The following is a 23,434-nucleotide window of genomic DNA, read 5'->3' as shown; positions in this document are numbered from 1 at the left end:
TAATGCGGTTAAAACACCGGTGGAGCGGACCTAATGGCCCGCCCCACCGATTTAGAACTTATTGCTACTCTGCAGCTGCAGCAGCCACGATGTTCACAACGCGGCGACCACGGCGGGTGCCGAACTCGACAGCACCGGGGGCCAGTGCGAACAGGGTGTCATCGCCGCCGCGGCCGACGCCGGCGCCCGGGTGGAAGTGGGTGCCACGCTGGCGGACGATGATCTCGCCTGCGGAAACTACCTGGCCACCGAAGCGCTTGACGCCAAGGTACTGGGCGTTGGAGTCACGACCGTTGCGAGTGGAACTCGCGCCTTTTTTATGTGCCATTTGGAATGCCTGCCTTCAAAAATTCTGGGGAATCTGCTGGAACCTGAACGGTAACGAAGAGTTACTTGATACCGGTGATCTTGACCTTGGTCAATTCCTGACGGTGACCCTGGCGCTTCTTGTAACCGGTCTTGTTCTTGAACTTCTGGATGACGATCTTCGGACCACGAAGGTCTTCGAGGATCTCAGCCGTAACCGTTACCTTGGCCAGGTCCGCAGCGGCAGACGTGACTTTGTCACCGTCCACCAGGAGCAGTGCGGGCAACTCAAAGGTGCTGCCGGCTCCACCGGGGACGCGGTTCAGGGTAACGAAGTCTCCAACGGAAACCTTCTCTTGGCGGCCGCCTGCGCGGACAATCGCGTACACCACTGGGGAACTCACTTCTCTCGACGTTTATTACTAGATTTGCGTGCGGAACCTGGAACCAAATTTTATGGACCGGTTCACGCTGTGCCTCAACGCCGGTGGGTTCCCCGGGGGAACCCATGAGCTACCCCCGGAACAAATCCACTTGGAATTCCAAGCAGGCTGTTCACAGGGTCGTAACCCAAGTGTTGGCGTAAGCACCGAAGATCTAGAATACGCTAATTTTGCCTTCGGCCGCAAATGAGGCTGGTTCCGGCGGATAGTCCGTGATAGGCGCCACAACGTCTTGAAGCAAAGATCATGTCAATGTTCTTGACCTTGATCTCGACCGTCTAGATGCTGTGATTCCGCAACGACTTCCGGAACCGTGCCCCACTATCGTACCGGCTGTGCGCGGCAGGTTGTGTCAGGCGTACAGCCGCGGCGCGTCGAAGAAGGCCACTTCGTACCCCGATGACTGGCGGAAAGCCAGTGCCATGGCCTCCCGCTCGCTCCCGGATGCCCGTCTTGCCGCAGTGTCCGTGTACGCGATGGCCTGCCGGGTGGCGGCGGCGAAGTCCTCATCGGCGTACGTCCGCAGCCAGTCGGCGTACGGGTGTGCCACGGAGGCGCCGCCGGCCAGGAACTCTCGGTGCAGGGTGGAACCGACCTCGGCGTAGAGCCAGAAGCACGGCAGGGCTGCCGCCACGAGGACCCCGTAGCTGCCGGACACCGAGGCGGCCAGCAGGTGGTCCACGTAGGACTTCGTCACTGGGCCCAGGGTGGGCGCCGTGGGGCGGGTGCTAAGCCAGGACCGGTGCAGCTCGGACTCGACCTCCAGGCAGGTCTGCGCCGAACGGGCCCAGAACAGCTGTTCGGCCTCGGTGGGGGCGATCGCGGCAGCTCGGGCCAGGACCCGGGAGTAGCCGTTGAGGTAGATGGCGTCCTGGGCGAGGTAGTAGGCGAACTCGTGCTCGGGCAGGGTTCCGTCGGCCAGTCCGCGGATGAAGTCCAGGGCGTAGATGGCGTCAAGATCGCCAGAAGCCCCTTCGCGCAGGGCTGCGGCGAACTCGCCTTCGGCCGGACCGTGTACGTGGCTTGCCTGGCTGACCTGGCCGTGCTGGCCGTTCGCGAGGTGCTGCACGTGGTGGAAGTGGTGGACCGGGCCGTTCCCGGAACCGACGTCCAGGACCGCGGCTTCACGGAGCGCACCCAGCAGCCACGGCTTCACCTCCCGCAACGCCGCTTCCCAGTCCCCCACCCGGGCCTGCACGGTGGCCATGGCCGAGGACAGGGAGCAGCCGGTGCCGTGGCTGTTGCGCGTGGCGATCCGCTCCCCCGGCACCACCACCGTTTCGGTGCCGAGCAGGCCACCGGTGTTGACCAGCGCATCCGGGCAGCCGCCGTCGGCGCCGTTCCCGCCCTGCGCGACGTCGCCGTCATCGCAGTCAGGGCCGGGCCCGTTCCCGGGTTGTCCGCCCTGGAGATGACCGCCCTTGACCAGCACAGTGGTGCCGGTCAGGGCGGCCAGCCGCTTGCCCTGGGCCAGGGCCTCGGCCCAGTCGGCCGCGGCGGGCTCTTTGAGCAGGATAGCGAGTTCGGCCAGGTTCGGCGTGATGAGGTCCGCCAGCGGCAGGAGGGCCTGCAGGGCGGCCTCGGCCGACTCCTGGAGCAGCCGGTCGCCGCTGGTGGCGACCATTACCGGGTCCAGGACGACGACGGCGGGCCGCACCTTCTCCAGCCAGACGCGGACGGCGTGGATCACTGCGGCGTCGCCGAGCATGCCGATCTTGACGGCATCGATGCCGATGTCGTCGCTGATGGCGTCCAGCTGGGCGGTGAGGAACGCGGCCGGGGGCACGTGGACGGCGCGCACGCCCTGGGTATTTTGTGCTGTCAGGGCCGTGATGGCGGCCATGCCGTAGCCGCCGTTGGCTGCGATGCTCTTCAGGTCGGCCTGGATCCCGGCCCCGCCGGACGGGTCGGAGCCGGCGATGGCGAGCACGCGGGGAATGCGCAGCGGCGCGGACGGGGACGGCGGTGAGGACTGGGGGAGCAGAAACTCGCTGGGCGGAAACTCGGACGGATTCGATCTCGCGGACAAGTCAGACATCCCTTCGCCGGTGCTAACCGGACAGGTTCAACGGGTCTGGATCTCAGCCGGCCCGATGCGCGGCACCCCGTGTCAGTGTCCCAGCCTAGCCGTTGCCGCCGGGCTGGCCCGTTAACGCAGCAGCGGGCCCGGGCCGGAGCGGACGTATGTTACGCCCGCTCGGGCCCGGGCCCGCAGCCCGACCGGTCGAAGTGACCGGCCGGGGAAGCGATGAGTCGCGGAGGACTAGAGCTCCGACGCCGGTACGCCGACGCCGAGGATGATCGGCTCGTTACCGGCCGGGACGGAGGCCGGCCTGGCCGCTGCGGGTGCCTTGGCCTCGTGAACAGATCCTGCCGCTGCAGGCCGTGTGGCCTCGCGGTGCTCCACGGAGGTCTCGTTCGCAGCGCCCTGGGCGCGGCTGGCGCTCCGGTTGCGGCGCCCGCGACGGCCACGGGTGGTGGTGTCCGCTGCCCGTGAAGCCGGAGCCTCCGCAGCGCGCACGGTTGCGGGCGCCTCGGGTGCTTCGGTGGCCGGGGCCTGCAACTCGTCCTGCCTAGCGGCCTGCTTGCCGGCCTCGGCGTCGCCCAGGTTGGCGAAGGCCTCGGTCAGCAGGTCCAGGGTCAGGGCCGGTTCCGGCGCGTCCTCGGCGTGCTCGACGAAGGGCAGGGCCACCTGTTCGCCGCCGAACGTCAGCACGGTCGCGGGGCGTCCGGCTGCCTCTTCCGCGGCAGCAAGCTGTGTGACGGCGTCGACGGCGGCCTGGCGGGCCCCGGCGTCGCTGGCAGCGGCTGCCTCACCGTCGTGCAGATGCGCGGCGTGCGCAGCGGCGGCGATGTTCGCCAGAGCGGCACGGGTGGCTTCAGCCTTGGCGTGGCGTTCGGCCTCGGTGGGCTCGGCGTGGACGGCGGCGGGCGTGGCCGGAGCGGTCTCCGGGCCCTGGGCTCCCCTGCCGCGGCGACGGCTCTTGCGCTCCGTACGGGCAACCGGCTGAGCCTCGGTGCGCGGCACGTAGTGCTCCGCGGCAACCGTGTTGGCGCGGCGGTGTTCCACGGGCTCGTCGTGCGTGACGATGCCGCGGCCCGCGCAGGTTTCGCACTGTTCGCCAAAGACCTCCAGCAGCCCGGTGCCCATCCGCTTGCGGGTCATCTGCACGAGGCCCAGCGAGGTCACCTCGGCCACCTGGTGCTTGGTCCGGTCCCGGCCCAGGCACTCCACCATGCGGCGCAGCACGAGGTCGCGGTTGGATTCGAGCACCATGTCGATGAAGTCGATCACGATGATGCCGCCAATGTCGCGCAGGCGCAGCTGCCGGACCACTTCCTCGGCGGCTTCCAGGTTGTTCTTGGTGACGGTTTCCTCGAGGTTGCCGCCGGAGCCGGTGAACTTGCCGGTGTTGACGTCCACCACGGTCATGGCTTCGGTGCGGTCGATCACGAGGGAGCCGCCGGAGGGCAGGAAGACCTTCCGGTCCAGGGCCTTGTGGATCTGCTCGTCGATGCGCCAGGCAGCGAAGATGTCCGTATCCTTGGTCCACTTCTCGAGCCGGCCCACGAGGTCCGGTGCCACGTAGGTGACGTAGGCCTCGATGGTGTCCCAGGCTTCCTCGCCGGAGACGATCAGCTTGGAGAAGTCCTCGTTGAAGACGTCGCGGACCACCTTGATGGTCAGGTCAGGTTCGCCGTAGAGCAGCTCGGGAGCGAGGATCTTGGTGGACGTCGACTGGCTCTCGATGCCCTCCCACTGTGCGCGGAGGCGGTTGATGTCGTGCGTCAGCTCTTCCTCGGAGGCACCCTCGGCCGCGGTGCGGACAATGACGCCCGCGTCCTCGGGCAGGCGGTCCTTGAGGATGCGCTTGAGGCGGTTGCGTTCGACGTCGGGCAGCTTGCGGGAGATGCCGGTCATGGAACCGCCGGGCACGTACACGAGGTAGCGGCCGGGCAGCGAGATCTGGCTGGTGAGGCGGGCGCCCTTGTGGCCGACCGGGTCCTTGGTGACCTGGACCAGCACGGAATCGCCGGACTTCAGCGCGTTCTCGATCCGGCGCTGCTTGCCCTCGAGGTTGACGGACTCCCAGTTCACTTCGCCGGCGTAGAGCACGGCGTTGCGGCCGCGGCCGATGTCCACGAATGCGGCTTCCATGGAGGGCAGCACGTTCTGGACCTTGCCCAGGTAGACGTTGCCGATCAGGGAATCCTGCTGGGTCTTGGACACGAAGTGCTCGGCCAGGACGCCGTCTTCGAGGACACCGATCTGGATTCTGTCGTCGCGCTGGCGGACGATCATCTGGCGGTCCACGGACTCGCGGCGGGCCAGGAACTCGGCCTCGGTGATGACGGTGCGGCGGCGGCCGGTGTCGCGGGATTCGCGGCGGCGCTGCTTCTTGGCTTCCAGGCGGGTGGAGCCCTTGACGGACGTGACGCGGTTGTTGACCGGCGCCTCGGCCATGGCCCGGGGCGCCCGGACGCGGGTCACCGTGTTGGGCGGGTCGTCGCCTTCCCCGCCGGTCAGTTCCAGGTCCTGGTCACCGCGGCGACGGCGACGGCGGCGGCGCGAGGTCACGCCGTCTTCAAGGGTGCCTTCGGAGCGTTCGTCGCCCTCTTCCTCAGAGCCCTCGGCAATGCCTTCGGTCTCGGTGTCGGAATCGGCGGACGTGCGCGTACGCCCGCGACGGCCGCGGCTGCGGCGCCGACGGCGGTTTCCGGCGTCCTCGTCCTCGTCGCCTTCTTCTTCCGCAGGCTCCGCTGCTGCTGCGGCGGCAACGGGGACCGAACGCACCACGGTGCTGAGGTCGGGGGCCTGGAAGATCACGGAAGTGAGGGCACCGGGTTCCATGAACAGCGAGGCGGCCGGGCTGTCCTCGGGCCGGGCTTCGGGCTCTTCGGGCTGGGCTTCTTCGATCCGGGCCTGGGCGGGCTGGGCGTCCGCGGCGGGCGCGTCCACGGGCTGGGCTGCAGCGGCTTCCTCCGGTTCGGCCTGCTCGGCCGGGACGGCTACTGCGGGTACGTCCTCGGCTTTCGGAGCGGCCTTGGCGCGGCTGGCGCGGCGGCGGACCGGCTTCTCGGCGACCGTCTCTGTGACGGCGGCTTCGTCGGAAGCAGCGGCTGCCTCGGGAGCCTCTGCCGCGGCGGAGGCGTTGGCTTCGGGCTCTCCGGCGAAGGCAGGGAGCGGTTCCGGCGCGGCAACAGCCTTGCGGGCACGGGTGCGCCGAGCGGGCGCCTTTGCCGGCGTTTCGGCGGCGTCGGGCGCCGCAGTTTCGGGTACAGCTGCTTCGGGGGCGGTTTTAACGCCGGCTGCTTTGCGGCGGCCGGCGACGGGCTCGTCCGAGCCGGCTGCGTCCGCCAGGGCCGCGGCTTCAGCCACAGCCTCCGCGGCGGCCGCAGCGTTAACCTTTGCGACGGGCGCCTTCCGGCGCGTCCGGACGGCCCTCTTCGGCGCTACCGGAGCCTCTGCTTCCGCAGTTACTGCTTCCCCGGCGACTAGTTCTTCGTTACCGGCTACAACCTGGTCATTATCCATATGTGGCGACACTCCTGCCCCTGATGCGCCGCCACATTCGGCGCCCGTTGGGGCAAATATGCGTCAACACCCGCAGGCATTGACAGAAGTCAATTGGATACCCTCAGGTTCGCACCGGCAGTGGGGTGCGGCAGCCCTGGAGGGCCGGCGAGATTGTTTTGGAACCCGTTGACCTACATGCCACAACCAGGTGCCGTCCAATGGCATTGCGGGACAGCTGGAATCAGAGGATCCGCAGCTCCCTGCTCATCATTGGCGGTCTTGAAACAAAATCGCCGGACCGGAATCCGGATGTGGATCGGGTTCCAGCCACGATCATTGTCTCACAGGAGCCGCCAAAGCTGGCGTAGGCGGGGCCCCGGAGCGCAACAGGTGCGGCAGGGCGGGCACGGGCAGGGGCTGTTCTGCGGCGCCGCCCAGCCTGCGGCGTTACAATCGGGGCCAGAAGCACACGATCAAAAGGACTCATATTCCATGCCCAGCATCTCCAGCACTGCCGGCGACGCGACCGTACACCAACCGGGTTCCGGCCCGGCTCCCGCGGACCGGTCCCTTCCCACGATGACCCGCGACCGCCCGTTCGCCTGGCTCCTGCTGATCACCGGCGTCATTGGCTGGCTCGCTTCCGGGGCCCTGGTGCTGGAGAAGCTGGAGGTCCTCAAGGACCCCAACCACGTCACGGTCTGCGACGTGAACCCGTGGATCTCCTGCGGCCAGGTCATGCAGACGCCGCAGAGTTCCGTGTTCGGCTTCCCCAACATGTTCATCGGGATCGTCGCCTTCGCGGTGATCATCACCACAGCCATGGGTATCCTGGCGGGCGCGAAATTCGCCCGGTGGTACTGGCTGGGGCTTCAGGCAGGGGTGACGCTGGGCTTCGCGTTCGTGGTCTGGCTCTGGTCCCAGGCCCTGTACGCCATCCACATCCTCTGCCCGTTCTGCATGATCGTCTGGGCCGTGATGATCCCGTTGTTCGTCTGGGTGAGCGTCCGCAACATCTCCCACGGTGTGATCGCGCTGCCCGCCGGTCCCACCAAGATCATCGGCGACTCCGGCTGGATCCTCACGGCACTGCTGTACATCGCCGTCATCGCGACCATCTTCTTCGCCTTCATCCAGGTTTTCATCGGGACCTCCGGCTACTAAGCGCTCCAAAACGCCGCGAGACGACAGAAAAGGCCAATGTTCGCTCGCGTTCATTGGCCTTTTCTGTCGTCTCGGTCTCTCACATGGTGAGGTCCGCGTCAGGGGTTCCCCTAGAACCAGATCTTGATCTCGCGCTCGGCCGATTCCACCGAATCCGAGCCGTGGACCAGGTTCTGCTGCACCTTCAGGCCCCAGTCACGGCCGAAGTCGCCGCGGATGGTGCCGGGCGCCGCCGTCGTGGGGTCCGTGGTGCCGGCGAGGATACGGAAGCCCTCAATCACTCGGTGGCCCTCGAAGATCGCGGCGACCACCGGGCCGCTGAGCATGAACTCAACCAGCGGCTCGTAGAACGGCTTGCCGACGTGCTCCTCGTAGTGCTGCTCCAGCAGCTCGCGGTTGGCATGGACCTTCTTGAGCTCGGCCAGGGTGTAGCCCTTGGCTTCGATCCGGCTCAAGATGGCGCCGGACAGGTTGCGGGCGACGCCGTCGGGCTTGATCAGGACGAGGGTGCGCTCAATGCTCACAGCTGCTCCAATGTGTTGGGGTGGGGTTCGGGTCAAGTCTACGGGGTGCGGGCTAACGCGCCTGGCGCAGGTACAGGCGCAAATTCAGGCTCAGGTTTCGGCGCAGGTTCAGGCGCCGTTTGTGGGTGCGGGTCCCTGGGGGTGGGCCGCATCCCAGTCAGCCTGCTCGCGCTCCCGCTGCGCGGCTTCCTGGTCAATCCGGATGCCGGTGCGGATCCCGTACCACCAGGCCACGGCGAAGAGCGCGCCGACGAGGTACATGGCAGGTTCCACGAGGCCGCCCAGGATCAGGACGAGCTGCAGGACCCAGCCCAGGGCCACTCCCCACGGCTTCGAGAGGACCGCGCAGGTGAACACGTAGACCAGGCACAGGCCGATCCCCACCGCGAAGACCAGGCCCGCAGGATATTCGTTCCGGTGCAGGCCAAAGACGGCCAGTGTCCCGAAGAGCACCACGAAGGCCTCCAGCAACAGGACCGTGGAGGCGAACATGACCTTCGTGGAACGCCGCTTCTTGGGCATGCCCGGGCGCCACTCGCGCTGGGCTTTGGTGAGTTTCGCCATTGCTTACGCGTCCGCCTTTCCGAGCAGGATCCGGGCGTCCGCAACGAGCGTGATGGAACCGGTCACCAGGACCCCGCCGGCGAGCTCGTCATCGGCCTCGGCGCGTTCCACGGCCCATTCAAGGGCGTCGTCGAGCTTTGCGGCGACGTGGATGTTGTCCTCACCGAAGCCGAGGTCAAGGGCGGTCTCGGCCAGGTCCTCGGCCGGGACGGCGCGGGGCGAGTTGGACTCGGTGAAGCAGTATTCGGTGGCCAGTCCGCCCAGGGATTCCTTGAGCTGGCGCAGGATTTCCTCGGCGTCCTTTTCCCGCAGCACCCCCACCACCACTACCAGCTTGGTGAAGTTGAAGGCCTCGTGGATCGCCTCGGCGGAGACCCGGATGCCTTCCGGGTTGTGGGCCGCGTCCACAATGATGGTCGGCGCGGTGCGGACCACCTCGAGCCGCCCTGGGGAGGTGACGGAGGCGAAGGCCTCCTGCAGGATTTCGGCGTCGATCGCCTTTTCCCCGCCGAAGAATGCTTCCAGCGCGGCAATCGCGACGGCGGCGTTCTCGGCCTGGTGCGCGCCGTGCAGCGGCACCAGCAGGTCCTCGTAGCGGCCGGCGATGCCCTGGATGGTGACCATCTGGCCGCCCACCGCGACGGTGCGGGATTCGACGCCGAACTCCACGCCCTCGAAGCGGAACGGCACGCCGACCTCCTTGGCCTTCTCCAGCAGGACCTGGGCCGCGTCGACGGGCTGCGCCGCGCTGATGAGGAAGCCGCCGGGCTTGATGATGCCGGCCTTCTCGTAGGCGATGTCCCCCGTGGTGTCGCCCAGCAGTTCGGTGTGGTCCAGGGAAATCGGGGTGATCACGGCCACCTGGCCATCGCCCACGTTCGTGGCGTCGGTGATGCCGCCCAGGCCCACTTCCATGACCGCGACATTGACCGGCTGGTCGGCGAAGACCGCGAAGCCCAGGATGGTCAGGCACTCGAAGTAGGTTAGCCGGGGCTGGCCCGCTTCTTCGAGTTCGCCGTCCACGATCTGCAGGTAGGGCCGGATTTCGTCCCAGATCCGGACGAAGGTCTCATCCGGCACCGGGGCGCCGTCGATGCTGATCCGTTCGGTGACCTTGGACAGGTGCGGGCTCGTGTACCGGCCGGTGCTCAGGCCGTGGGCGCGCAGTCCGGCCTCGATCATCCGGGCCGTGGACGTCTTGCCGTTGGTGCCCGTGACGTGGATGATCGGGAAGGCCTTGTTCGGCTCCCCCAAGATTTCCATGGCACGGTGCAGCGGCGCGAGCCGGGGCTCCATCTTGTTTTCCGGGGCCCGGCCCAGCAGCTCGGCGTAGACGCTCTCTACGGAGAATTCGTCGGTCATGGCTTAGGCTCCAACTTTCTTAGCGACACTGACCTGTGGTTCCTTGACGTCGGCCGCCAAGGTTTCCAGCTCGATGGTCAGGGTTTCGGTCTTGACCAGCTCCGCGTTGGCCAGCAGGGCCTCGACGACGTCCGGCTTGGCCGTGACGGAGGTGCTGATCCGGTCGCTGACATTGAGTCCGGCGTCCTTGCGGGCCTGCTGGATGGCGCGGACCATGTCGCGCGCCATTCCCTCGGCCTCCAGTTCGGGGGTGACCTCGGTGTTGAGGACCACGAACCCGCCGCCGGGCAGGACGGCCGCGGCGCGGGATCCCTCACCCTCTGCGGCTTCGGCTACGACGGTTTCCAGGGTGTATTCCTGCGGCTCGAGTTCGAGGCCGCCGGCAGTGACCACTCCGGCGTCGTTGACCGACCAGTCCCCGGACTTGGAGCCCTTGATGGCCTGCTGGACGTTCTTGCCCAGCCGCGGGCCGGCGGCCCGGGCGTTGACCACGAGCTTCTGCTCGATGCCGAACTCCTCAGGGGAGGCGGCCTCGGCGTCGAGCAGGCGGACCGAGCGAAGGTTCAGTTCATCGGCGACGACGGCGGCGAAGCCTCCCAGCGCGTCCGCGCCGGGTGCCACGACCGTGAGCTCCTGCAGCGGCAGGCGCACGCGCAGGTTCGCGGCCTTGCGCAACGAGGAGCCGGTGGAGCAGATCTGCTGCACGCGGTCCATCGCCTCGACCAGTCCGGGGTTGGCCGGGAAGAGTCCGGCGTCCGGCCAGTCGGCAAGGTGCACGGAGCGCCCGCCTGTGAGGCCGCGCCAGATTTCCTCGGAGACCAGCGGCAGCAGGGACGCGGCCACGCGGGTGACGGTTTCCAGCGCGGTGTAGAGCGCGTCGAAGGCGTCAACGTTCTCGTCGAAGAAGCGCTGGCGGCTGCGGCGGACGTACCAGTTGGTGAGCATGTCCAGGTAGCTGCGGAGCTCGTCGCAGGCGCCGGAGATGTCATAGCTGTCCAGCTGGGCGGTCATGTTCCGGACGAGGTCCCCGGTGTTGGCCATCAGGTACTGGTCCAGGGTGTCGGCGTAGCCGTCGTAGCGCAGCTTCGCGTCATACCCGTTCCCGCCATCGGCAGCGTTCGTGTACAGCGTGAAGAAGCTGTACACGTTCCACAGCGGCAAGATGACTTGGCGGACGCCGTCGCGGATTCCCTGTTCGGTGACCACGAGGTTGCCGCCGCGGAGGATGGGGCTGGACATGAGGAACCAGCGCATGGCGTCGGAGCCATCACGGTCCAAGACCTCGGAGACGTCCGGGTAGTTCTGCAGGCTCTTGGACATCTTCTGCCCGTCCGAGCCCAGCACGATGCCGTGGCTGATGACGTTGCGGAAGGCCGGGCGGTCGAACAGCGCCGTAGAGAGGATGTGCAGCATGTAGAACCAGCCGCGGGTCTGGCCGATGTACTCGACGATGAAGTCCGCCGGGTTGTGGGTGTCGAACCATTCCTCGTTCTGGAACGGGTAGTGCACCTGGCCGTACGGCATGGAACCGGAGTCGAACCAGACGTCCAGGACGTCCTCCACCCGGCGCATGACGGACTGGCCCGCTTCCGGGGTGCGGGGGTCATCCGGGTTCGGGCGCGTGAGCTCATCGATGAACGGCCGGTGCAGGTCCACCTGGCCGTCGTTGTTCAGCGGCAGGCGGCCGAAGTCGGCCTCGATCTCGGCCAGGGAGCCGTAGACGTCGGTGCGCGGGTAGTCCGGGTCCGTGGACTGCCAGACCGGGATGGGGCTGCCCCAGTAGCGGTTCCGGCTGATGGACCAGTCGCGGGCATTGGCGAGCCACTTGCCGAACTGGCCGTCCTTGACGTTGCCAGGGATCCAGTTGATCTCCTGGTTGAGCTCGGACATGCGGTCCTTGAACTTGGTGACCTCGACGTACCAGGAGGACACGGCGCGGTAGATCAGCGGGTTACGGCAGCGCCAGCAGTGCGGGTAGCTGTGCTCGTAGCTGGCCTGGCGGACCAGGCGGCCCTGGGCGCGGAGCACCTGGGTGATGGGCTTGTTGGCCTCGAAAACCTGCAGTCCGGCGATTTCTGCGAGGTCGCCGTGGCCAAAGAGCGGCAGGAACTTTGCGCCCTCGTCGACCGAGAGGACCACCGGGATGCCGGCTTCTTCACAGATTTTCTGGTCGTCTTCGCCGTAGGCCGGGGCCTGGTGGACGATGCCGGTGCCGTCGGTGGTGGTGACGTAGTCGGCTTCGAGGAAACGCCAGGCGTTCTCAGTGCCGTACTTTTCGGCGTCGTGGAAGTAGTCCCAGAGCGGTTCGTAGCTCAGGCCATCGAGCTCGGCGCCGGTGTGGCGGGAGGTGATGGCGGCCTCCGCGGCGGCGGCGCCCTCAGCCCCGTCGCCGTACCCGAGGTCCTTGGCGTAGGCGCCCAGGAGGTCAGCGGCGAGCAGAAAACTGCCCGTGACGGGGGCCTCGGCCGACGCGGCCTTGATCCCGTGAGGGCCGGCCGGGAGGACCACGTAGGTGATGGCGGGCCCGACGGCGAGCGCCAGGTTGGTGGGCAGCGTCCACGGCGTGGTGGTCCAGGCGAGCGCCTGCACCCCTGCGAGCTGCCTGGACAGCTCTGACTCCCCTGCCGTGATGGGGAAGGTGACCGTGACGGTCTGGTCCTGGCGGTTCTTGTAGACGTCGTCGTCCATGCGGAGCTCATGGTTGGACAGCGGCGTTTCGTCCTTCCAGCAGTACGGCAGGACACGGTAGCCGTTGTAGGTCAGGCCTTTTTCGTGCAGCTGCTTGAAGGCCCACAGCACGGACTCCATGTACTCGACGTTGAGCGTCTTGTAGTCGTTCTCGAAGTCCACCCAGCGCGCCTGGCGGGTGACGTAGCTCTTCCACTCGTCGGCGTACTTCATGACGGAGGCGCGGCAGGCGTCGTTGAACTTGTCGATGCCCATGGCCTCGATCTGGGTCTTGTCCGTCATGCCCAGCTGCTTCATGGCTTCGAGCTCGGCGGGAAGGCCGTGCGTGTCCCAGCCGAAGCGACGCTCCACCCGGCGCCCGCGCTGGGTCTGGTAGCGGCCCACGAGGTCTTTGGCGTAGCCGGTCAGGAGGTGGCCGTAGTGCGGCAGGCCATTGGCGAAGGGCGGGCCGTCGTAGAAAACGAATTCGTTGCTGCCGTCTTTGCCGGCATCCCGCTGGTCGATGCTGGCCTGGAAGGTGCCGTCCTGGCCCCAGTACTTGAGGATGCGCTCTTCGATCTCCGGGAACTTCACGGAGGCGGATACGCCTGCGGCGTTGGACGCAGAGTTGGTGGAACCGGCGCCTGCTGGTGCGGCGGAGGCCTTGGGGTAGTAAGTCATCTCGACATCCTGGGTTGAGCGGTGAACACGTGTATTCATTCAGGATGCGAGGACGGCCCCTGCGCTGTCTTTCGACAACACCGGCTCCGCGGTACCACCTCACTTACCGCCACCGGTTCCCACCCTTCCGAGAAAGGGTCTGCGCCGGCGTCGGCCGCTCATTACTGCTGTGACGGGCTTACCCGTCCGGTTCTACTGGCCCGGGCACGCCCGGTGGCGACTGAGTCTCCACCGCATGCGGGGTGTTCTTCCGGAAGCTCACCGGTGATGGCCGGGTCAAAGCTGCTAGTTCGATGGTACCGGAGAATTTACGGCGTTTCACAGCGCGGCAAACTCCGCCAGCAGGGGCGACGCAGGCGGCCCGACTGCATAGACTTCTGCCATGACCGTCCCCCGGCTGCTTCGGGCCGACCCGTGATGAGCGGCAGCTCAAGCCGCCGTTGGCACTTGTCCTCTGCCCTCTGCGCGCTGCCCGTGGCGGTGGTGTCCGTGTTCCGGGCGGTCCCGGCGCCGTGGCCGGCCCCGGTTGTCCAGCTGGTGGCGTTCACTCCCTGGCTCGTGGTCCCCGCCGGAGCGGCGCTGGTGCTGGCGCTGCCGGCACGGCGTCCCTGGGCGGCCCTCCCGGCCGGTGCCCTGCTGGCCCTCCAGCTGCTCTGGCTGTTCCCGCCGGACCGCGTGGCGGACCGGTTTCTGGGCCGGCTAGCGGATCCGTTGCAGGGGCAGGAACAGGACACACAGCGGCCGGCGGCCGAACTGAAGGTCATGACCCTCAACGCCTGGAAGGGCCAGGCGGATGCCGCGGAAGTGGTCCGGCTGGTCCGCGACAACGGCGTCGGCCTCCTTGCCGTCCAGGAACTCTCGCCGGCCCTGGAAAGACGGCTGGACGCGGAGGGGCTGGGCGGGCTGCTTCCGCACCGGATCAGCCGCTCGAGGGATGGCGCGGGCGGCGGAGCCGTGTACTCTTCCCGCCCGCTCGTTCCCGTGGACTCCGTAGACGGTTCCGCCTTCCACATGCCCACGGTGCAGGTGGAGCTCGACGCCGGCGGCCGGCCGGCCTCCCTCACCGTGACCAACGTGCACACCAAGGCTCCGGTGTGGGGCCGGGCCGGGCAGTGGCGGAGCGAACTGGCCACCCTGGGCCGCCTGGCCGCCCGTCCCGGCAACGTGCTCATGCTGGGCGACTTCAACGCCACCCTCGACCACGCCGAGTTCCGCCAGATGCTGGAGGGGTCCGCCGGGGCAGGAACAGGCGGAACCGGATCCGGCGGTCCCCTCGTCGACGCCGGGGCCGCGGGTCTGGCCCGGCTGGTTCCAACGTGGCCCATGGCGGGCCCGCCGCTGCCGGGCGTGGTGATCGACCACATCGTGACGGGCCCGCAGGTGCCCAGCCGAGACTATTCCGTGCTGCCGGTGGCGGCATCGGACCATGCGGCAGTGCTGGCCACGCTGTCCGTGCCGGCGGAGGACTAGCTGCGCGGCAGTTTCATGCCGGACTCGGCCATCACATCCCGGAGCCGGTCCGGGTAATCCGTGATCAGTCCATCCACTCCGGCTCCGATGAGCGCGCGCATGGTGGGCTTGTCATCGACGGTCCACGGAATGACCTGCATGCCTGCCGCATGGGCACGGCGGACCATGTCGGCGGTGACGTAGGGAACATAGTCCGGATCCGTGACGGCGCCGTTCTGCGGCGTGCCGTGCACCGGAGAGATGGCGTCGAAGCCAAGGGAGGATGCTGCGGCGACCAGGTCACCGCCGAAGTCATCGGCGTCGATTCCGCCCAGCCACGGCGACTTGCCGGGCTGGCCTGCCTGGAGGAAGTCCTTGTTGGTCAGTGCCACGGTGCGGATCTGGGGATCGCGCTGTTGAACCAGGCGCAGTGAACCCCAATCGAAGCTCTCAATCGAGACTCGGCTCTGCATGTGGGCGGCCTTGATTTCGCGGAGTGCGACGTCGACGAACTGCTCGCGCGGCGCGGTTTCCTGCGGCGCGCCTGCCTCCACCTTGGTTTCGATGTTGAACTTCACCTGGCGGGCGCGGTGCGAGTCCGCCAACGCGAAGACCTCGGCCAGTGTGGGCATCTTTGCGCCCGGCGAGGCCGCCTGGCCCGGGAATTGGGGCAGCGTGAGGCTGCCGCAGTCCAGGCTGCGGACCTGCGCGAACGTCAGGTCCTTGACGTACTTGCCGACGTAGGGGAACTCGGGGTCGTTCGGCGTGACTGGAGCTGTGTCCAGGCACTTCTGGCCGCTGATCTTGCGGTCGTGGGTGATGACCTCGCGGCCGTCCTTGGTGATCTGGAGGTCAAGTTCGAGGGTGGAGACGCCGGTCTCGATCCCCTTGGCGAAGGAAGCCAGCGTTGACTCGACGGTCAAACCGATGCCGCCGCGGTGTGCCTGGAGATCGAAGTGGTTTTTCTGGCCGTTGGCGTTGGTGTTGGTGTCGGCCGCGTTTGCCTGGGCTGCGTTTGCCTGGATTGGGGCTGCGAGGAGCAGGGCTGCGCTGAGTACGGCAGCGCCGAGCTTCGTCGGGGTTCGCATGGGAAAGTTCTCCACTCTGGTGGTGTGCAGTTGCACGGGCCACCTTGCCCCGCCGCGGCGAACGCCGGACCAGCGCAGCCTGACCACCGCGCCACGCCACGGTGAACGTCCGGCGTCGCCGCCGGACGCCCGCCGTCGTGCCTGGCCCTGGCCCTGGACAAGGCCTGGACCGGAGCCCAGAGCCCTGAGCCCGGGTCCGGGCCTTACTGGCTCTTGCGGATCAGCTTGTAGTTGGCCGCCTGCGCTACCGGGCGGATCACGATCTGGTCCAGGTTGATGTGGTGCGGCGCCACGACGGCGTAGCGGACCACATCGGCGACGTCGGCGGCCGTCAGCGGCTTCTCGACTCCCTGGTACACCTTGGCCGCCGCGTCCTGGTCGCCGAGGCGGTTCAGCGCGAACTCCTCGGTCTGCACCAGGCCGGGGGCTACCTCGATCACGCGGAGGTTGTGTTCTGCCTCTTCGAGCCGCAGGGCGCCGGTCAGGGCGTGCTGGGCGAACTTGGCCGCGTTGTAGCCGCCGCCGCCCTCGTAGGCCGAGAGCCCGGCGGTGGAGGTCAGGTTCAGCACGGTGCCCTCGCCGCCGGCACGCAGCATGGGCAGGAACGCGCGGATCAGCTTCATGCTGCCCAGTACGTTGACCTGGAACATCCATTCCCAGTCCTCGGTCTTGGCCCCGGCAACCTTGTCGGCGCCGCGGGCGCCGCCGGCGATGTTGATCAGCGTGTCGATGCCGCCGGCCCGGGTCACCTCGTCGAGCAGCCGTGCCACATCGGCGTCGTCGGTCACGTCGGCGGGAAGGGCGACGGCGCCGGTTTCGGCAGCGAGCGCTTCGAGCCGGTCGGCACGGCGGGCGACGGCGAACACGGTCCAGCCTTCTTTGCGCAGTGCACGCACCGTGGCCTCGCCGATTCCCGTGCTGGCGCCGGTGACTACTGCTGCTTTGGCTGTTTTTGATTCGGCTGCTGCCGATGTATTTGCAGTTCCTGCGTTGTGGATTCCCTCAGTCATGGCACCACCCTAACGGCAACGCCCGGACTCCGCGCCGGGCACCCGCTGGATGAACCCGCGTGAATCAGCCCGCCAGGAACTCCTTCAGCACCACGGCATGGTTGGTCTCCGGATTCTTGGCGCCGAACAGCAGCGTCACTTTCCCGTGCTCCGCCGCGAGTCCATATAGCGTCTGCACAGCGGGGTTGATTTCAAGCTCGGCTTCGTAGGCCGCCCGGAAGTCCGCGAACCGTTCCTGCATGTGCCCGAATTCCTTGCGCAGCGCCTCGGACGGCGCCACGTCCTTGAGCCAAAGCTCCAGCTGCGCCCGTTCCTTGCTGACTCCGCGCGGCCAGAGCCGGTCCACCAGGACCCGGCAGCCGTCGTCGTCGGAAGGGTCTTCGTACATGCGCTTGATCGCGAAGATGCCGGCTGAACTTCCCTGAGAATTGCCCATCTGCGCATGCTACTGCAGGGCAGCCAGCAGCGCCGATACCCCAAAACAACCTGTCGAAAGTACATTTTGGGGTAATAAATGGAAGAATTGAGCCCATGGCTGAAGACACGCAGGGTACAGACACGCCCACCACCGCCCCCATCAACGTTCCGGACAAGCCCGCCCTGGAGGGGCTGGAAGAAGCGCTCACGCAGCGCTGGCTTGACGAAGGGACCTACAAGTTCAAACAGGACACCACCCGGGAGCAGGTCTACTCGATCGACACTCCCCCGCCCACGGCGTCGGGATCCCTCCATGTCGGGCACATGTTCTCCTACACGCAGACCGACGTCCTGGCGCGCTATCAGCGCATGACCGGCAAAAACGTCTTCTACCCCATGGGCTGGGACGACAACGGCCTGCCCACCGAGCGCCGCGTGCAGAACTACTACGGCGTGCGCTGCGACCCCACCACCACGTACGACGCCGGCTACCGCCCCCCGGCCGAGCCCGCCAAGAACCAGCGCGACTTCGACGTCGTCTCCCGCCGGAACTTCATCGAGCTGTGCGAAGAGCTCGCGGTCGAGGACGAGAAGGTCTTCGAGCACCTCTTCCGGACCCTGGGCCTGTCCGTGGACTGGGACCTGACCTACCGGACCATCGATGACAAGTCCCGGGCCATCTCGCAGCGCGCCTTCCTGGCCAACCTGGCTGCCGGCGATGCGTACATGGCCGAGGCGCCCACCCTGTGGGATGTCACCTTCCGCACCGCGGTGGCCCAGGCGGAGCTTGAGGACCGCGAAGTCGCTGGCGCCTACTACCGCTACCCGTTCTTCACCGAGGACGGCGAGAAGATTTACATTGAAACCACCCGCCCCGAGCTGCTGGCCGCCTGCGCCGCGCTGGTGGCTAACCCCGACGACGAGCGCTACAAGCCGCTGTTCGGCAAGAAGGTCACCTCTCCCCTGTTCGGTGTCGAGGTAGAGGTCAGGGCCCACCCGCTCGCCAAGGCGGACAAGGGCTCCGGCGCCGCCATGGTCTGCACCTTCGGCGACCTCACCGACGTCACCTGGTGGCGCGAACTGCAGCTGCCCACCCGCGCGATCGTGGGTCGCGACGGGCGCATCATGGGCGAGACCCCGGAATGGATCACCACCGAGGAGGGCCGCGCCAACTTCGCGGCCATCGCCGGCAAGACCGTGTTCAGCGCCAAGGAAGGCGTGGTGGAGCTCCTGGCCGCCGCGGACCTGCTCGACGGCGAGCCCAAGAAGATCATGCACCCGGTGAACTTCTTCGAGAAGGGCGACAAGCCCCTCGAGGTCGTCACCTCCCGCCAGTGGTACATCCGCAACGGCGGCCGCGACGAGGACCGCCGCGAACGCCTGATCGGCCGTGGCAACGAGATCGAGTTCCACCCCGCCTTCATGCGCTCCCGCTACGAGAACTGGATCTCGGGGCTCAACGGCGACTGGCTCGTGTCCCGCCAACGCTTCTTCGGCGTGCCGGTGCCGGTCTGGTACCCCCTCGATGCCGACGGCAACCCCGAATACGACGCGCCGATCGTCCCGTCCGACGCCCAGCTCCCCGTGGACCCCGCGGCGGACGCCGCCCCCGGCTACGAGGAAGCCCAGCGCGATGTGCCGGGCGGCTTCACCGGCGACGCCGACGTCCTCGACACCTGGGCCACGTCCTCCCTGACCCCGCAGATTGTGGGCGGCTGGAGCACGGACGAGGCGCTCTTCGCCAAGGTCTACCCGTTCGACGTCCGCCCGCAGGGGCACGACATCATCCGGACCTGGCTCTTCTCCTCCGCCGTCCGCGCGGACGCGCTGCAGAAGTCCGCCCCGTGGAAGCACGCGGCCATCTCCGGCTGGATCCTGGACCCGGACCGGAAGAAGATGTCCAAGTCCAAGGGCAACGTCATTGTGCCCACGGATGTCCTCGAGGAGTACGGCTCGGACGCGGTGCGCTACTGGGCGGCCTCGGCCAAACTCGGCGCGGACACCGCCTACGAGATCGCGCAGATGAAGATCGGCCGCCGGCTGGCCATCAAATTGCTCAACGCCTCCAAGTTTGTCCTGAACCTGGGCGCCACCGAGGACTCGGTGGTTTCCGGCGACCTGTCAGTGCTGAGCAACCCGCTGGACCGGGCTGTCCTAGCCCAGCTCGCCGACGTCGTCCAGCAGGCCACCAAGGCGTTCGAGGGCTACGACTACGCCCGGGCCCTGCAGATCACCGAGAGCTTCTTCTGGAACTTCACGGACGATTACGTGGAACTCATCAAGGACCGTGCCTACGGCGCGGCCGGCGAGGAGCAGCAGGCGTCCGTTCTGGCCGCGCTCGCGACCAGCCTGGACACGCTCCTGCGGCTCTTCGCGCCGTTCCTGCCGTTCGCCACGGAGGAGGTCTGGAGCTGGTGGCGCACCGGTTCCGTACACCGCGCCCAGTGGCCGTCCGCCGTCGCGGTCGACGGCGACACGACCCTCCTGGCGACGGTCGGCACAGCGCTCAGCGGCATCCGAAAGGCCAAGTCCGAGGCGAAGGTCAAGCAGCGCACCGAGGTGCTGTCCGCGACGATCACGGCCTCGGAATCCCTCACGACGCAGCTGAAGGCCGGTCTCGGCGACCTCAAGGCCGCGGCCAATGCGCGTGAACTGGCGCTTGTGGCCGGCGAGGGCGAACTGACCGTGAGCGACGTCGTACTGGCTCCGGCCGAGCCGGCCGCGCAGGCGTAAGGCCTGCGGCCATATCGAATATCAGGACGAGGGCCCTCCGCCCGGCTCAGGCCGGGCGGAGGGCCCTCGTTTTGTTTATCGGGTCTTTGCTTTTCGGGCGCCTCAGATCTCGAAGGAAGTCTCGAAGCGCGTCAGCACCGGCGGGGCGGCCAGGAGCTCTCCCAGCCCGCTCGCGCCGTCACCTGCCCGCCAGGCGCGGTAGGCGGAGTCGTGCTCCAGCGATGCCCACTGTTCAACCACAAGAATGTGCGCCGGATCATTGCTATCGACCAGCACATGGACACCGAGGCAGCCGTCAAACGCCCGGGTACCGGAGAGGATGTCGCGGAGCACGGCAGGGGCCGTGGGCAGGGATTCCGCTTTAAGGTTCAGGTCAAGGTGGGCTGTGATGGGCATGGCGCTCCAATGTTCGCAGGTGGGCAAAAGGACACAGGACACAACCGGGCAGGATGTCTGGACATCACGGCACCGGGACCGCTGCCCTGCCATTGGAAGCAACACTGGTGCAACCGGGCTTGTTCCTTCGGCCCTGATCCGCCGGCCTTCTTCCTCAGCTAGGCGCCGGAGCGCCTGCTTTGCCGTTCCGCCTCGCTGATCGCCCAGGCCGCGTTGACGAGGCCGATGTGGCTGAACGCCTGCGGGAAGTTGCCCAGCAGCTCGTTGCTGTCCGGCGCGACCTCTTCGGCCATCAGGCCCAGGTCAGTGGCGAACGCGGCCGCCCGCTCGAAGACGGCCCGGGCACGTTCCGTGCGTCCGGCCAGGGCAAGGGCGTGCGCCAGCCAGAAGGTGCACAGCAGGAACGTGCCCTCCTCCCCTGCCATGCCGTCGTCGGCCAGGTAGCGGTACACGAGGCCGCGCGAATCCGTGAGCCGCTCCTCGATCGCCTCAATCGTTGCGATCATGCCGGGATCGCCGGCCGGCAGGAATCCGACGATGGCGAGCATCAGTGCCGACGCATCGAGGTCCTCGGACCCGTAGGCCTGGGTGTAGGCGTTCGCCGTCCCGCTCCACCCCTCGGTGCGGATGGACGCCGCAATCGCGTCCCGCGCCTCGGTCCAGTGCGGGACCTTTTCGGTTGACTGCAGGATCGCGGCCAGCGATATGGCGCGGTCCACGGCCACCCAGCACATCAGCTTGGAATGCAGGTAGTGGCGCGGCTCGCCGCGGACTTCCCAGATGCCCTGATCGGCGGACCGCCAGCGCGCGGCGGCCGTGTCCGCGGCGTCGGCGAGGAACTTCCGCGTCTCCGGTGCCAGCTCCGCGAGATACTCCGGCAAGGTAGCGGCGGCGTCGAGGAGCTCGCCGTAGACGTCCAGCTGGCGCTGGTTCCAGGCGCCGTTGCCCACCCGGACCGGGGCGCTGGCGCGCCAGCCCGGCAGATGGTCCAGCTCGCGTTCGGGCAGTTCCCGCTCCCCGCCGATGCCGAACATGATCTGCAGGTCCTCGCCGGCGGCCAGCTGGCTGGCGGCCGCGGTGGCCAGGAACTGGAAGAACTTCCCGGCCTCATCCGGGCAGGCCGCCACCCAGAGGGCCTGCAAGGTCATGCTGGCGTCCCGGATCCAGCTGAAGCGGTAGTCCCAGTTGCGCGTGCCGCCGGCCACCTCCGGCAGCGACGTGGTGGGGGCGGCCACGATCGCGCCGCTCGGGAAATAGCTCAGCGCCTGCAGAATTCTTCCGCTGCCGGCCACGAGCTCCTGCCATGGGCCGCGGTAGTTCTGGTGGATCGCGGACCAGCTGGCCCAGCCCTGCACGGTGTCCTCCAGCCTGTGGGTGATCTCCGTCTGGCTCCAGAACACCGGGGCGCCGCTCCCGCCGGTACTGGGATCTCCGGACCTGGAGTGGAGGGCAAAGCCGGCAACCTCGCCGGCACTGAGGCTCAGGCGTGCGTGCACGGTGCCAGTGCCAGTGCTGTCTCCGGTTTCCGTGCCGGGGCCCGTGCTCAGCCGGAACGCCGCCGGCGTCGAAATCGACAGAACCTCATCTCCGGCGCGGACCAGGATGCCGCCGTCGGCCCAGCTGAGAAGGGGCGTGGCGAGGCCGTAGTCGGGCCGGGCGCTGAGGACGATGTCGACGTCGACGGAGCCCTGCGTGCAGGACACCTGGCGCAAGAGGGTGCCCGGGGAGTCCGCCCCGAGCTCGTGGCCGCGCCGGCCCTCCCCGAGGGCGAGCGCATCCGTGACCGTCACCCGCCCTTCGGAGGTGGTGTGGGTGGTTTCCAGCACCATCGTGGGTCCGAAGTAGCGCCGGGCCGAGGAGTGGGCGGCGGCGGGCCGGATCGACCAGAATCCCGCCTCCGGGCCGAGGAGCCGGCCGAACACCGACGGGCTGTCGAAGCGGGGGAAGCAGAGCCAGTCCACCGAGCCGGCCGCACTGACCAGCGCGCCGGAGCAGCAGTCGGACAGGAGGGCGTAGTCCGCAATGGGTTCACTGCCCTGGGCACTATTCATTGGCATACTCTGACCAGTTTTTGGGCAAAGGGGAAGCCCCATCAGCGTTAGCCGTTGGTGGGGCTTCGACTTTTCGATTGTCACGTGACGTCTTAGACAATCTGGCGGGATCCTCAGACTTTCAGGTCTTCCTACCTCGTCACTGGTAGCCATCATCTGACTTTGCCGAAGGCTGCGTCGGACGAGTGTCACTGAATCTTTGGTTCCTGCGTCCCTCTTCTTTCGAAGTGGGTAAGTTCTATTGTTGTCCCCCGGTTTGGCATGCACAAGAGCCCCGGTAGAACTACATCGGAGTAGTTTTACCGGGGCTCTGGTGGGCCGGGCGGGGTGCCCGGGCGGCGTTTTCCAGCCTAGTTGAAGACCGGGCTTTCGGTCCGGCTGCGCTTGATTTCGAAGAAGTAGGGGAAGGATGCCAGTGTCACTGCGGCGTCCCAGATCTGTCCGGCTTCCTCGCCGCGCGGGATGCGGGTCAGGACCGGGCCGAAGAAGGCGGTGCCGTTGAAGGCGACGACGGGTGTGCCCACATCCTGACCGACCAGGGAGATGCCTGCCTCGTGGCTGGTGCGGAGCTGCGCATCGAATTCGTCGCTCTGGCCGGCGGCCGCAAGTTCGGCCGGCAGGCCCGCCTCGGCCAGGGACTTGGCGATGACCTCGTCGATGTCCTTGTTGCCCTCGTTGTGGATCTTGGTGCCCATGGAGTCGTAGAGCGGCTTGATGTACTGCGCACCGTGCTTTTCAGCGGCGGCAGTGATGACGCGGACAGGGGCCCACGCCTTCTTCATGAACTCCCGGTACTGCTCGGGCAGCTCCTCCCGGCCCTCATTGAGCACGGCGAGGCTCATCACATGCCACTCGGTCTTGATGTCGCGGACTTCTTCCACTTCGCCGATCCAGCGGGAGGTGACCCAGGCGAACGGGCACATCGGGTCGAACCAGAAGTCAGCTTTATTGGTCATGGTTTCAGGCACAGGTGTTCTCCTTAAGGAAGTCTGCGGGAAGCGCGCTGCGGTGGATCACATGCACGGCACGCTAAGGATGACAGCGACGGGTACGGCTGATTT

General features: G+C 67.4%; 17 protein-coding genes and 1 riboswitch. Of the genes, 3 read left to right on the top strand and 14 right to left on the bottom strand.

Going from position 1 to position 23,434, the window contains the following annotated elements; genetic code table 11:
* Positions 1 to 64: 64 nt before the first annotated feature.
* From rpmA to AC1DEM_RS15150, 4 genes are all read right to left on the bottom strand, one after another.
* Positions 65 to 328 (bottom strand): 50S ribosomal protein L27, encoded by a 264-nt coding sequence (gene rpmA, locus AC1DEM_RS15165; protein WP_069952019.1) that lies wholly within the window; start codon positions 326 to 328, stop codon positions 65 to 67.
* A 61-nt stretch (positions 329 to 389) separates the two neighbouring features.
* A complete protein-coding gene (gene rplU / locus AC1DEM_RS15160; RefSeq protein ID WP_018773353.1) occupies positions 390 to 698 on the bottom strand; it encodes a 50S ribosomal protein L21 in 309 nt (102 codons plus the stop codon).
* Positions 699 to 1,101: 403 nt separating this feature from the next.
* The gene (locus tag AC1DEM_RS15155; RefSeq protein ID WP_476885137.1) at positions 1,102 to 2,787 is read right to left on the bottom strand and encodes a bifunctional hydroxymethylpyrimidine kinase/phosphomethylpyrimidine kinase; all 1,686 of its coding nucleotides are present in this window, start codon (positions 2,785 to 2,787) and stop codon (positions 1,102 to 1,104) included.
* Positions 2,770 to 2,867, bottom strand: a riboswitch (TPP riboswitch). It overlaps the preceding gene by 18 nt.
* 145 nt (positions 2,868 to 3,012) lie before the next feature.
* A complete protein-coding gene (locus AC1DEM_RS15150) occupies positions 3,013 to 6,285 on the bottom strand; it encodes an Rne/Rng family ribonuclease (RefSeq protein WP_476885136.1) in 3,273 nt (1,090 codons plus the stop codon).
* A 474-nt stretch (positions 6,286 to 6,759) separates the two neighbouring features.
* Here AC1DEM_RS15150 and AC1DEM_RS15145 point away from each other — a divergent pair, with 474 nt between their 5' ends.
* On the top strand, positions 6,760 to 7,431 hold the full coding sequence (locus AC1DEM_RS15145; protein WP_476885135.1) for a vitamin K epoxide reductase family protein: 672 nt from the start codon (positions 6,760 to 6,762) through the stop codon (positions 7,429 to 7,431).
* A gap of 110 nt (positions 7,432 to 7,541) precedes the next feature.
* Here AC1DEM_RS15145 and ndk read toward each other — a convergent pair whose 3' ends face one another.
* From ndk to ileS, 4 genes are all read right to left on the bottom strand, one after another.
* Complete coding sequence (gene ndk, locus AC1DEM_RS15140; RefSeq protein WP_476885134.1) at positions 7,542 to 7,955, bottom strand: nucleoside-diphosphate kinase; 414 nt, start codon at positions 7,953 to 7,955, stop codon at positions 7,542 to 7,544.
* A 108-nt stretch (positions 7,956 to 8,063) separates the two neighbouring features.
* Complete coding sequence (locus tag AC1DEM_RS15135) at positions 8,064 to 8,519, bottom strand: DUF4233 domain-containing protein (protein ID WP_476885133.1); 456 nt, start codon at positions 8,517 to 8,519, stop codon at positions 8,064 to 8,066.
* Positions 8,520 to 8,522: 3 nt separating this feature from the next.
* Positions 8,523 to 9,881: a bifunctional folylpolyglutamate synthase/dihydrofolate synthase gene (locus AC1DEM_RS15130; RefSeq protein ID WP_476885132.1), complete on the bottom strand. Its 1,359-nt coding sequence runs from the start codon at positions 9,879 to 9,881 to the stop codon at positions 8,523 to 8,525.
* A gap of 3 nt (positions 9,882 to 9,884) precedes the next feature.
* Positions 9,885 to 13,229, bottom strand: coding sequence for an isoleucine--tRNA ligase (gene ileS / locus AC1DEM_RS15125; RefSeq protein WP_476885131.1), 3,345 nt, complete (start codon positions 13,227 to 13,229; stop codon positions 9,885 to 9,887).
* A gap of 447 nt (positions 13,230 to 13,676) precedes the next feature.
* Here ileS and AC1DEM_RS15120 point away from each other — a divergent pair, with 447 nt between their 5' ends.
* Entirely contained in the window at positions 13,677 to 14,699 is a 1,023-nt protein-coding gene (locus AC1DEM_RS15120; RefSeq protein ID WP_476885130.1) for an endonuclease/exonuclease/phosphatase family protein, read from the top strand.
* On the opposite strand, the gene AC1DEM_RS15115 is transcribed toward AC1DEM_RS15120, so the two are convergent.
* The 3 genes from AC1DEM_RS15115 to AC1DEM_RS15105 form a co-directional block, all read right to left on the bottom strand.
* Positions 14,696 to 15,766 (bottom strand): glycerophosphodiester phosphodiesterase, encoded by a 1,071-nt coding sequence (locus AC1DEM_RS15115; protein ID WP_476885129.1) that lies wholly within the window; start codon positions 15,764 to 15,766, stop codon positions 14,696 to 14,698. The genes AC1DEM_RS15120 and AC1DEM_RS15115 overlap by 4 nt on opposite strands.
* Before the next feature lie 203 nt (positions 15,767 to 15,969).
* Positions 15,970 to 16,776, bottom strand: coding sequence for an SDR family oxidoreductase (locus AC1DEM_RS15110; protein ID WP_476885128.1), 807 nt, complete (start codon positions 16,774 to 16,776; stop codon positions 15,970 to 15,972).
* Between the two features lie 64 nt (positions 16,777 to 16,840).
* On the bottom strand, positions 16,841 to 17,212 hold the full coding sequence (locus AC1DEM_RS15105; RefSeq protein WP_476885127.1) for a DUF488 domain-containing protein: 372 nt from the start codon (positions 17,210 to 17,212) through the stop codon (positions 16,841 to 16,843).
* A 95-nt stretch (positions 17,213 to 17,307) separates the two neighbouring features.
* Here AC1DEM_RS15105 and valS point away from each other — a divergent pair, with 95 nt between their 5' ends.
* Positions 17,308 to 19,926 carry a valine--tRNA ligase gene (gene valS / locus AC1DEM_RS15100; RefSeq protein ID WP_476885126.1) on the top strand — a complete coding sequence of 873 codons (2,619 nt, stop codon included), beginning with the start codon at positions 17,308 to 17,310 and terminating at the stop codon, positions 19,924 to 19,926.
* 102 nt (positions 19,927 to 20,028) lie between these two features.
* On the opposite strand, the gene AC1DEM_RS15095 is transcribed toward valS, so the two are convergent.
* The 3 genes from AC1DEM_RS15095 to AC1DEM_RS15085 all read right to left on the bottom strand — a co-directional run bounded on the left by AC1DEM_RS15095 (position 20,029) and on the right by AC1DEM_RS15085 (position 23,329).
* On the bottom strand, positions 20,029 to 20,322 hold the full coding sequence (locus AC1DEM_RS15095) for a putative quinol monooxygenase (protein ID WP_476885125.1): 294 nt from the start codon (positions 20,320 to 20,322) through the stop codon (positions 20,029 to 20,031).
* Positions 20,323 to 20,480: 158 nt separating this feature from the next.
* Positions 20,481 to 22,373, bottom strand: a complete 1,893-nt coding sequence (locus tag AC1DEM_RS15090; RefSeq protein ID WP_476885124.1) for a glycoside hydrolase family 15 protein — start codon at positions 22,371 to 22,373, stop codon at positions 20,481 to 20,483.
* Positions 22,374 to 22,723: 350 nt separating this feature from the next.
* Complete coding sequence (locus tag AC1DEM_RS15085) at positions 22,724 to 23,329, bottom strand: mycothiol-dependent nitroreductase Rv2466c family protein (RefSeq protein WP_476885123.1); 606 nt, start codon at positions 23,327 to 23,329, stop codon at positions 22,724 to 22,726.
* Between the last annotated feature and the right edge of the window lie 105 nt (positions 23,330 to 23,434).

Source organism: Arthrobacter sp. 05T420, assembly GCF_056396305.1.
This window is presented reverse-complemented; position numbering and strand designations above follow the sequence as displayed.